Origin of the sequence: Okeania sp. SIO3I5 (assembly GCF_010672085.1) — a bacterium.
Classification (GTDB): domain Bacteria; phylum Cyanobacteriota; class Cyanobacteriia; order Cyanobacteriales; family Microcoleaceae; genus Trichodesmium.
In genome coordinates, this window is the sequence record NZ_JAAHHT010000201.1 from 7,330 (window position 1) to 17,429 (window position 10,100).

Consider the following 10,100-nt stretch of genomic DNA (forward strand, 5'->3'; position numbering starts at 1 on the left):
CCCGCACTCGCACAATGGAAGTTTATCGCCCGAATCACGAAAAAGTTGTGCTTAGAGATGGAGATGTTTTACAAGTTCCAGAATTGTTACCAGGGTGGGAATTGCCTGTAGTTGAGGTCTGGGCACCGGAATTTTAACATCAGCAGAGAAACCGGGTTACTCCCTACCTCACCATACTAACATCTACCTCCCATAAACCCGGTTTCTGATAACACTTCCATGAAGAGCGGATTTAATATGACATAATCAGGACTTACGCAGAAACTCCATATCTAGTAATGGCGAATGCCATTCGCCCCTACATATGGCGTATAATTCCTTATGTTGCGTAAGTCCTGATAATATTATTTAGAAGAGGTTTGATCGCCGGAATTTTAACGGCGACTTTCATCATTATTCTTGGTAAATTTTCTGTATATCGATCGTTATCAGTCTTAAATATTATTTATGAAAAAATTTCAACTCGGTTGTCAACTAAATTATACTATTTCTCAACCAACAACTCTACTATTTAATCTTGAAGTCGTTAATAATAACTATCAAAATATTTTACACGAAAAACTACAGTTAAATCCATCTTTAGCAATAGATAAATATATTAGTGATTCCGAAAAAAATCGGTTTATTAGAGTTAACGCTCCTACTGGAAAAATTGAAATTTCTTATCAAGCAACTGTAGAATTATTTCATTATTATGCTAATAACAATAATATTGCAGAAGTTCCACTTGCTGAGTTACCAATAGAAACACTTCCTTATCTTTATCCTAGTCGTTATTGTCAGTCTGATTTGTTATTTGGTTTAGCTGAATCAGAGTTTGGAAATTTGAATCCTGGTTATTCTAGAGTTATGATGATTTCTGACTGGATTTATAATAAAGTAAAATATCTATTTGGCAGCACAAATTCCCAAACTTCAGCTTTTGATACTGCTACACAAAGAGTGGGAGTTTGTCGTGATTTTGCTCATTTAGGAATTGCTTTTTGTCGGGCATTAAATATTCCAGCTCGTTTTGTTTCTGCTTATGCTTATAATCTTAATCCTCCAGATTTTCATGCTTGTTTTGAAGCTTATTTAGGCGATCGTTGGTATTTGTTTGACCCGACTAAATTAGTACCACTTACAGGTATTATTAGAATTAGTACAGGTCGGGATGCTACTGATGTTTCTTTTGCGACTTTATTTGGCACATTTGAAATGAACGATCAACATTTATTTGTAGAAGATATTTCTGATGTTCAAGAAAATCAAAAAATAGAGAATTTTGAGGCAATTTCTATTTCTTGAAGAAGGTTTTAAGTTGTAGATAATTGTAGGTTGGGTAGAACGAAGTGAAACCCAACTAAACATAGATAATAGCAGATTTTTCAGTTTAATATAAAGTCCTGTAACATCGGTATTTTAAATAATTAATAATTAATAATTACCTCTTATTTTTTAGAAGGAAGTTTTCACTAAAACAGTCTAGTAGGGTGCGTTAGACAACTACAATCTAAGCTATAATAGATATTTAATAATCTGTCCTAACGCACCATTTTATATTTTTCGATCTACTAGGTAATTTAATATTTTTGGCTTTAACTATTTGAAGCAGGGGCGTTGCTGAATTAAGGGATAAATATTAAGTGGAAGCAAGATGCCCATTCCACAAAACTATTAAAATTATCAAAATTATTAAAATCATCGCGCATTTATGCAACGCTGAAGAAGGTAATAGGTGAAAAAAATTTACCGAAAAATTATGCTTTAAAACCTTTCGTTTGCTGCGACACTATCTGTCGTTATAGAGGAAAAAAAAGAAAAAAATTTTCTTTTAGCTAATCTTTTTCTTTTTGAGAAGAGGTAATTATTAATTGTGAATTATTAATTGTTAAACTACCAAATATTAAAGTCTAATTGTTGCACCTAGTCCGATGGAAATTCCGAAAATAAACCAAAATATAAATAAAGCTGACAATGCACTATTTTAGGCGTGTCAGTCTACTAGGTAATTTAAGATTTTTGGCTTTAACTATTTTAAGAAGGTAATAGGTGAAAAAAGTTTACTGAAAAATTATAGTTTAAAACCTCTCTTTTCCTGCGACACGAGTTGTCGCTCTACAGGGAAAAAAAAAGCAAAAAATTTCCTTTTAGTCAATCCTTTTCTTTTTCAGAAGAGGTAATTATTAATTGTGAATTATTAATCGTTAAACTACCAAATATTAAAGTCTAATTGTTGCACCTAGTCCGATGGAAATTCCGAAAATAAACCAAAATATAAATAAAGCTGACAATGCACTATTTTAGGCGTGTCAGTCTACTAGGTAATTTAAGATTTTTGGCTTTAACTATTTTAAGAAGGTGATAGGTGAAAAAAGTTTACTGAAAAATTATGGTTTAAAACCTCTCGTTTGCTGCGACACGAGCTGTCGTTATACAGGAAAAAAAAAGCAAAAAATTTGCTTTTAGCCAATCTTTTTCTTTTTCAGAAGAGGTAATTATTAATTGTGAATTATTAATCGTTAAACTACCAAATATTAAAGTCTAATTGTTGCTCCTGGTCCGATGGGAATTCCGAAAATAAACCAAAATATAAATAAAGCTGACCAAGATAATAAGAAAGCTAAAGAATAAGGTAACATTGTGGCAATTAAAGTTCCGATGCCTGCATTTTTATCGTATCTCTGAGCAAAGGCAACAATAATCGGAAAATAACCCATCAAAGGCGTAATAATATTAGTTGTAGAATCCCCAATTCTATAAGCCATTTGTGTAAATTCTGGGCTATAACCAACTAACATTAACATCGGTACAAATATAGGAGCTATCATAGTCCACTTAGACGATGCAGAGGCAAAAAATAAATTAATTAAACCACTAACAATGATAAAACTTATTAGCAAAGGCAAGCCAGTAAAACCAGTAGCTTTCAGAAAATTTGCACCATTAATAGCTAAAATAATTCCTAAATTAGTCCAACTAAAATAAGCAATAAATTGAGCAGCAAAAAAAGACAAAACAATATAATAACTCATTATATTCATTGCTTGAGTCATACCTTGAGCAATATCTTTATCGCTCTGAATTGTACCTGCACCTTTTCCATAAGCAATACCTGGAATTATGAATCCTAACATTATTATTGGTACAATTCCTTGAAATAAAGGAGAAGGAATAATTGTCAAAGTTTCGGGATCGCGTAAAATTCCTTCCGGCGGCAAAACTAATATTAATAAAAACCCGATAAAAGCTAATAAAGAATATCCAGCCCAACGTAAACCTTTTTGTTCAGCAATAGTCAACTCTTCCATTTCTTCTGAATTAATTTGACCATTATATTCACCTAGTCGAGGTTCTACAATTTTCTCTGTAATATACCAACCAACTAAAGTAATTACTAATGTAGAAGCTGCCATAAAATAATAGTTAACTGTCGGATTAACGGTATATTCAGGATTAATTAATTGAGCCGAACTTTCAGTAATTCCTGCCAGTAAAGGATCCATAGAACTAACTAATAAATTAGCACTAAAACCTCCAGAAACTCCCGCAAAACCAGCAGCTAAACCAGCAATTGGATGACGTTTATATGCTAAAAATATTAACGCAGCAAGAGGAGTTAAAACTACATATCCAGCATCCGAAGCAATATTTGACATCACTCCACAAAAAACAATTACAGGAGTAATAAATTTTGCCGGAGCAATTAGCACGACTTGACGCAGTAAAGCAGAAATTAAACCTGTAGACTCTGCTACTCCTACTCCTAACATTGCCACAAGTACAGTACCCAGGGGAGGAAAATTAACAAAATTGCTCACAGTCTTAGTAACTATTTTGCGGATACCGTCAGGAGTCAACAGAGAAACTGCTTCAATAGTTTCTTTGCTTGTAGGATTGAGTGCAGAGAGATTTGCCAAATTAGCGATCGCGCTCACCACAATAACTGCTACAGATAGATAGAAAAATAATGTAATAGGATCTGGCAGTTTATTGCCTACTTTTTCAATAAAAATTAGCGCTCTATTAACTATGTCTAGTTTTTTCGACTTTTCGGAGGAGGGTGTTTCTGCCATCTTAACTGTTTCCTTGAAATTCAAACCTGCTAGTTGAACAAATTTTTATTTGATATAGTGATACTGTAGCAAATTTATTAGGTAGAACATAGGGTACCTATTTATCAAAATAATTGAGTTGCGCAACCCCACCTTGATTGGTGAAAGTTTTTTGGAGTCTTGCTCAAATCCCCTTTACAAAAACAATTTCTGACTTCTGACTTCGTTAACACGAGTGAGTACAAACACGGTTCATACAGAACAGAACTTAGTAATCTTTTTTTTGCTCGATCGCTATATTTGTCAAAAGACCTCTTCGGAAAACAGGGAGTAGGGAGTAGGGGGAAATAATTGATGATTTATACGCATGGGATTGATTTTATTTTTGATTATTGGAGATATCTAAAGGAAACTGCTCTATAAAACTGACACAAAGCAAATTTAGGACGGGTAGCAGACACTTCCCAAAAAGATACAAGTACAATTATTCCTCCTACTTTCGAGCATCTCCCCACCCTCCCCACCCTCCCCACACTTCCCACACTTCCCACACTTCCTTTAGACACTACCAATTTTAACTTCCCTGGCGGGAAGTCCCCCGCTCTCCCGTTGGTGGAGCCTAGCGGCAGCTATTAGGGGAGCGAAGAGATGGGAAAGCCAGGTCAGCGGTTGGGTGTCTCCACAAAGAAAACGTTCTTCCGACCTTGACAAGCAGGAGGTATTTTATTATAATATAACCAACACAGGGGAAGGACATCACCTCTGTCTAAACAGCGGTCAGGGTTTCCCAGACTGAAGAATCCCTATAAGTCCCGTAAGGGCAACGTCGGGAGTATGTCAAAATAAGGCTCATGGAACATTGCAGGAAAATTTTCTAATATTGGTGCAAAATCAGGTTCATCAGAGGCTTGAATCGAATCACAAATTACAAAAACTCCCCCCGGTTGAGTTACTCGAAAAGTTTCTTCTATGACTTTTTGACGTACCATTGGTGGTAATTCATGGAAAGTAAAAACACAAGTTGTTGCCTGAAAATAGTTATCTTTGAAAGGTAAATTCTCTGCATTTCCTTGGCAAAGCTGAGGTAATTATCCCAACTCTTCAGATAATAATTGATTGGCTTTTTTTTAATAATCAGGTGATAAACCTAAACCATAAAGAGAGGCTTTTGGCAAAGTAGCGCGAATAAATTTTAATATTCTACCAGTACCACAAGCTATGTCTAAAACTCGTGGTTTTTGAGTCGCGATCGCCTCTAAATTTTGCCCAGAAAACAGTTTTTCTAATCCTATTTTTAATGGAGGTAAAATTCGTCTGCGCATTGCATCGGCAGTACCATTAAATAAAAGCTCTACCTGTAAATCATAAAGATTAGCAGACATTTCACTTAAGTATCCATCAGTTTGATAATGGAAGTTTTGTAAATAATAATTAGGATAATCTTCAGTATCTATTTCTTGAGGAAATTCTTGATATTTCTTTTGTCTAATCCTTTCCCAAACGCTCGGTATATCTAGCCAAATATTAGGATAATAACTTAAAAAATCTGCCCATGGATTATCGAAGATAATATTAACTGGATATATACCTTTTTCTCCATCTGCTAAATCTTTTTCGAGAATTTCATCAATACGTTGCTGCATTTTTTGGAGAATTTCAGCAGATAATGGTTTGGTATTTAGTTTGAGGTTTGGATAAATAAATTTTCTGAGTTGAGTGGAAATTTTTTTGTGAGCTAAAGCAAAGTAAATTTTGCTTTGTTGAAATGTTTGATAAGTAAGTTTTGTGATTGTATCTGGCATGATTATCTTGTTATTTTAATGTTTTTTTTTACCGAAACAATTAAACAATTAAACAATTAAACAATTAAATAATTAAATAATTAAATAATTCAGGTTTAAAGCCTCCCCAATAAAGGGGAAAAAGCGGTTGTTTGCGGAGCAGTCCGTAGGATGGGATGGATGGGTTACCTAAGCATATCCAATCAACCAAGAGAAATAAATTTTTTCCTTAAATGTCAATCCTCGACCTAAAAGGGAGAGGTAATTATCCATTATCCATTATCCATTATTGAACGGATTTTTCCAGGTTTTAAGTATAACAATACTTTTGATAATTGGTAGGATATCAAACCAGTTATTATCCCTACAGTTTATATCTCGTAGGGGTTTGGTCTCCAAACCCTTACCAAATTCTAAATTTTTGCCCATGTAGATTTTCATCCTCTAAAGTAAGCGGACTTAGTACGAGACCCAGGGTGAAAAAGTAGTTGAATAAAAAGTCATGCATATAGGCGAGTAGCCCCAGTTAATCTTTATGTTATCAAAATTTTGTTGAAGATGCAACCAAAAATCCTTCGCGATTTTTTCAGGAGCTTCACAAAATGAAAATGTTGATGATTTTCTACTAGGGAGTTGAAAGGAAGGGAATTTAATCTGAAAGGCAGAAAAAATAGCCTCCACTTTCGGAAGGCTAATAAAATGAAATCGCTATTTTGATGATTTAGCAATCATAGTACAGAGAAAATTCATAAGGATGAGGACGTAGACGCATAGGGTTAACCTCATTATCCAACTTATACTCAATCCAAGTCCGAATCAAATCCTCTGTAAATACCCCACCAGTAGTCAAAAATTCATGGTCTTTTTCCAAAGCTTCCAAAGCACCCTCTAGGGAACCAGGAGTAGAAGGAATCTTACTCAATTCTTCAGGACTAAGGTCATAAATATCCACATCCAAAGATGCACCAGGGTCAATTTCATTCTTAATTCCATCAATACCAGCACAAAGCATCGCTGCAAAAGCAAGATATGGATTACAACTAGCATCAGGACAACGGAACTCTAGTCGTTTTGCTTTAGGATTAGTACCAGTCAAAGGAATACGAACAGAAGCAGAACGGTTTCCTTGGGAATAAGCCAAATTTACTGGAGCTTCAAACCCAGGAACCAATCGTTTATAAGAATTAGTGGAAGGATTAGAAAAAGCTAATATTGCTGGAGCGTGCTTGAGGATACCACCAATATAATTAAGAGCCGTCTTACTCAAGTTAGCATAACCATCACCCCAGAATAAAGGTTGTCCCTCTTTCCAGATTGACTGGTGACAGTGCATTCCAGAACCATTATCGTTAAATACTGGTTTGGGCATAAAAGTAACTGTCTTGCCATACTTTTTACCAACATTTTTGATGACATACTTATAAATCATCAAGTTATCGGCAGCTTCTACCAATGTACCAAAGCGGAAACCTAATTCATTCTGACCACCTGTAGCCACTTCATGGTGATGCTTTTCAATGGGAACTCCACACTTAGCCATTGTTAAAAGCATTTCTGTCCGTAGGTCTTGCATAGTATCTGTAGGAGATACTGGAAAGTAACCTTGTTTGTAACCTGGTTTATAGGCTTTGTTTCCTCCATCTTCTTCACGACCAGAGTTCCAACGACCCTCTACACTATCAACATAGTAGTATCCTTTATTTTCTGTTTGGTCGAAACGAGCATCCTCAAATACAAAAAATTCAGCTTCGGGACCAAAGAATGCTGTATCTCCAATACCTGTGGTTTTTAAATAATCAATTGCTTTCTGAGCTATAACTCTAGGACAACGACTATACCATTCGCCAGTTCGAGGTTCTTTAATACTACAGGTGATACTTAATGTAGGTTCGGCCATAAAAGGGTCGATCCAAGCAGTAGTTGGATCGAGTACCATCATCATGTCTGACTCGTTAATATTTTTCCAACCACGAATACTGGAACCGTCGAAGGCAACTCCATCTGTAAAAGAACTCTCATCAAGTTGACTTTTGTGAACTGTTAAATGTTGCCAAATACCAGGTAGGTCAATGAATTTCAAATCAATAACTTGAATGTCTTGACTATTAATCCAGTTCAATACATCTTGCGCTGTTTCTGCCATTAATTAGCTCCTAAATTTTAAATTTTGATTTTCTTGAACTTGCTTAATAACTGCCGTTACTGTTCCAGAAAACTTTAACCAAACGTCACAAATTGACAAATTGATTTTGTACTTAATGATGTTGTATGTAAAGTTTCTATGGCTTCAACCAAGTGTTGAAAATAAGCATGACGGTAATACCAAATGCAGTTAGCTCTGAGAAAAAGTGTGCTTAAAACGAGTAATTGTCTCTCTGTTCGTAACAGAAATAAGATGTTTTTCAGGTCAATTAATTGACCTCAAAACATAAGGTTAGACAAAAATTTGGACAACGGTTGCTCCCGTTTTGCAAAAAATGCGTCAAGTTGGTCTCGCCCAGTTATTTTGGCTTTTAAGAGAGCGGCTCGACACACTGGTTTTTCAAATCTTTTTACCTGTTTAATGCCGAACAACTTCAGCTTCAGGACTGGCCTCGCATCCCAAGGTGTTATGACCATTTTTGAATTCAAAATTCAAAATTCGCGCATTCAAAAATTTGGGCTGCCAAGTTATTGAATAATTGTTTAATCAAGGATTCAAGCCTCATTCTTGAGAACGAAAAAAAATTAAAAAAGATTTTCTTTGTTTCAAGTCTTTGACTTTGGACAGAGGTGATAATGAGCGAATTGATAATTTTGAATTTTGAATTGATTTGACTAATCGGGACGTTTACTCTCAAAAAAGTGGGCTGGACTAACCATGTTCGCGACTTGAGCACTTTGATTAGATTTGTGGTTAGTCTAATAAGAATACATCTGGCTAATAATAAGAATGAAAATTGTTGAGCTTTTGTATCTAATATTACTATATTTATAAGGCCGACTCTAATGATTCTGCTAGGTCTCAATTTGTAGTAGGCTAATATGGAAAGTTTAAGAAATTGTTGGGAGAATAATTTCATGCGGGATACTGTCACCAGCTTAATAGAAAATTATGATGCTAAGGGTCGTTACTTGGATCGGGATGGGGTCGATCGATTAAAATCTTATTTTGAAACTGGTACTGCACGAGTACAAGCGGCTGCAGTAATTAATTCTCAGGCTGCTAGTTTGGTTAAACAAGCTGCAGTTACTTTGTTTGCAGAACAACCAGAGTTAATCCGTCCCGGTGGTAATGCTTATACGACTCGTCGTTATGCGGCTTGTCTGCGGGATATGGATTATTATCTGCGCTATGCTACTTATGCTTTGGTAGCAGGTAATACAGATGTTTTGGATGAGCGTGTGTTACAGGGGCTTCGGGAAACTTATAATTCTTTAGGAGTACCTATTGGACCTACTGTGATAGGTATTGGTATTATGAAAGAACTTGTTAAGTCTGAAGTAGAGGCAGCAGGTATTCAAACTGGTGCTTTTTTGGCGGAACCTTTCGATCATTTGATTAGTGAGTTGGCGGAAAAGGATATTTAATAATGGATAATTGATAATTAATAATGGATAATGATAATTGATAATTAATAATTACTTCTAGTTAAAACCGAGAGAATGAAATTAAATCTGGAAATATTATTTCTTTTTTCTCGTTCAATGGAGTTGCTTAAAGTTTCTAGGGATTAATTATCAATTATTAATTATTAACTATCAATATAGCTCCGCTCTAAATGGATGCATCTCAATGCAAGAAGAAAGCCAAAAGTTGATCGATCGCTTTTAGGAAATAAGGAACAAAGAATAGGGGACAGGAAAAAAGTATTTTGGCAAATATTGAGATGCACCCCTCCAAACCAAGCTCCAAAATGGGATTTAAAAACCAAAACCCTACAGTTTTTTTTAGAACTCAGTCATCAGTTTAATTAGTTTTTTTTACATTTCAAAAAGCTGATAGCTAGTTAATAAGTAAAATTTGTGTCTAAACCTAGAAAATATGTATGATTGGTAGAAAGAAATTGCTCTACTTTTCGACAAAAATTTTTGGTTTTGATGAGTAAATAAATTTTAGTAAGTAGGCGAATAATTGCTAAACTAGAAACAAGAAAATGAAAATTATTCATGGCTCTAGCAGCAAAAAAATATTGGATTTCTAGAGATTTTATTCTCGGAGATTTATGAGCAGTAAATCTTGGTGGAGAAACCTAGAAAATATGTATGATTGGTAGAAAGAAATTGCTCTACTTTTCGACAAAAA

6 protein-coding genes and 1 pseudogene are annotated in these 10,100 nt (G+C 34.9%); 2 read left to right on the forward strand and 5 right to left on the reverse strand.

Features of this window, described 5'->3' with window-relative positions; genetic code table 11:
* Positions 1-447 precede the first annotated feature (447 nt).
* Complete coding sequence (locus tag F6K40_RS30510) at positions 448-1,287, forward strand: transglutaminase-like domain-containing protein (protein ID WP_293141368.1); 840 nt, start codon at positions 448-450, stop codon at positions 1,285-1,287.
* A gap of 1,229 nt (positions 1,288-2,516) precedes the next feature.
* Here the strand turns inward: F6K40_RS30510 and F6K40_RS30515 are convergent.
* The 5 genes and pseudogenes from F6K40_RS30515 to glnA form a co-directional block, all read right to left on the reverse strand.
* Positions 2,517-4,055 carry an AbgT family transporter gene (locus F6K40_RS30515; RefSeq protein ID WP_293141370.1) on the reverse strand — a complete coding sequence of 513 codons (1,539 nt, stop codon included), beginning with the start codon at positions 4,053-4,055 and terminating at the stop codon, positions 2,517-2,519.
* A gap of 368 nt (positions 4,056-4,423) precedes the next feature.
* Complete coding sequence (locus tag F6K40_RS30520; protein ID WP_293141372.1) at positions 4,424-4,606, reverse strand: hypothetical protein; 183 nt, start codon at positions 4,604-4,606, stop codon at positions 4,424-4,426.
* Positions 4,607-4,837: 231 nt separating this feature from the next.
* A pseudogene (locus tag F6K40_RS30525) lies at positions 4,838-5,101 on the reverse strand (class I SAM-dependent methyltransferase); the annotation flags it as partial.
* Between the two features lie 60 nt (positions 5,102-5,161).
* Positions 5,162-5,836 (reverse strand): class I SAM-dependent methyltransferase, encoded by a 675-nt coding sequence (locus tag F6K40_RS30530; protein ID WP_293141374.1) that lies wholly within the window; start codon positions 5,834-5,836, stop codon positions 5,162-5,164.
* A 700-nt stretch (positions 5,837-6,536) separates the two neighbouring features.
* Positions 6,537-7,958, reverse strand: coding sequence for a type I glutamate--ammonia ligase (glnA, locus tag F6K40_RS30535; protein ID WP_293141376.1), 1,422 nt, complete (start codon positions 7,956-7,958; stop codon positions 6,537-6,539).
* A gap of 917 nt (positions 7,959-8,875) precedes the next feature.
* Between glnA and apcB the strand changes: the two genes are divergently transcribed.
* Positions 8,876-9,385, forward strand: a complete 510-nt coding sequence (apcB, locus tag F6K40_RS30540) for an allophycocyanin subunit beta (protein ID WP_293141378.1) — start codon at positions 8,876-8,878, stop codon at positions 9,383-9,385.
* Positions 9,386-10,100 lie beyond the last annotated feature (715 nt).